This window comes from Coprococcus sp. AM97-35 (assembly GCF_027697525.1).
In the GTDB taxonomy this organism is placed as follows: Bacteria; Bacillota; Clostridia; order Lachnospirales; family Lachnospiraceae; genus Allocoprococcus; species Allocoprococcus comes.
This window is the reverse complement of record NZ_JAQESL010000071.1, coordinates 1-1,131: the sequence shown is the minus strand read 5'-3', so window position 1 is coordinate 1,131 and position 1,131 is coordinate 1. Positions and strand designations below refer to the sequence as shown.

The window sequence follows — 1,131 nt, the reverse complement described above, 5'->3', positions numbered from 1 at the left end:
GATGTACTGTTAGAGCTGTTCAACAAGATTATCGGTGCATAAAATTTTATTGTAGTGCTAATATGTGAGTGATATAATATGGATATGAAGAAAACGACAAATATGAATTTGAACTTAGGAGGAAAACTATTGTGTCAAATATAAAACTAAGAAATACATATAAGTCTTATACAGCGATATTTGTAATTGGTATATTAGTAGGGTGTATATGTAGACTGTTAGATTATTTTCCCGCAGATACACTATGGAGTTTTTCATCACCTCAAACATTGTTTGGTTTTTGGATTATTACCAATACTATCATCGTTATGTTAAGCACCTCAAATATTTGTGCAGGAATTAGTTCGTTCTTGTATATGTTTGGAATGACATTAAGTTTTTATGCTTTACAAGCAATATTAGGAATGTTTATACCTATGTTTTCCGGCGGATTCCGCTTTGGGCTATTCATATTGTTTACTGTTTGGTCAATCGCTTGTGCAATAGCAGCATTTATTCTGTACTATTGGAATAGGGAACATATTTTTAGTTCAGTATTATATTCTTTACCAGTAGGAGCATTATTTGCTGAAACAATAGCAGTTTTTATTTATTTTTTGGAACATCAAACATTCCTATTTCAGTTGTTAATGGATATTATAGGAGCTGTTGTGTTTACCATAATATTTTTCAAAAAAGTAAACTATAGAAAAATGTATATTGTCGGAATTGTATTAAGTACTTTGGTATTTTATTATATTTTTCCATGGTAGTTTATATTGATAAATCCCAGTTTGACAATTTCATATCCATACACACAAAGCAGTTAGTCTTAGGATTGACTGCTTTTTTCTTACCTAAATTTTAGATTGGAGTGATGAAATGAGCGATATTTTTAAGGATATGCAGACGAAAGTCGGCTGTGATTATATTTCCGACCTGCCCTCTTACAAGCGTAAGGTGTGGCAGGAAATGAAACGACTGAACCCTGCCGATTATGAAGAAAGACAGTTAGAAGATTTTTCTAAATATGTGTTTGGTATGTCGTACCAGACCTTACAAGATGTGATGAAACAACAGAAAGGACGTGAGGAACAATGCAGGAAACAAGGGTGCTGGTGGAAACGAAAGGAACAACTGGCGAAGAAACAA

The 1,131-nt window shown here is 32.8% G+C and carries 2 protein-coding genes; both read left to right on the top strand.

Going from position 1 to position 1,131, the window contains the following annotated elements; genetic code table 11:
• Window positions 1-131 precede the first annotated feature (131 nt).
• The gene (locus PG840_RS16675) at window positions 132-752 is read left to right on the top strand and encodes a hypothetical protein (RefSeq protein ID WP_008787617.1); all 621 of its coding nucleotides are present in this window, start codon (window positions 132-134) and stop codon (window positions 750-752) included.
• A 109-nt stretch (window positions 753-861) separates the two neighbouring features.
• Window positions 862-1,131 (top strand): conjugal transfer protein (locus PG840_RS16670; protein ID WP_270613913.1); only part of this gene is annotated, 270 nt, incomplete at its 3' end.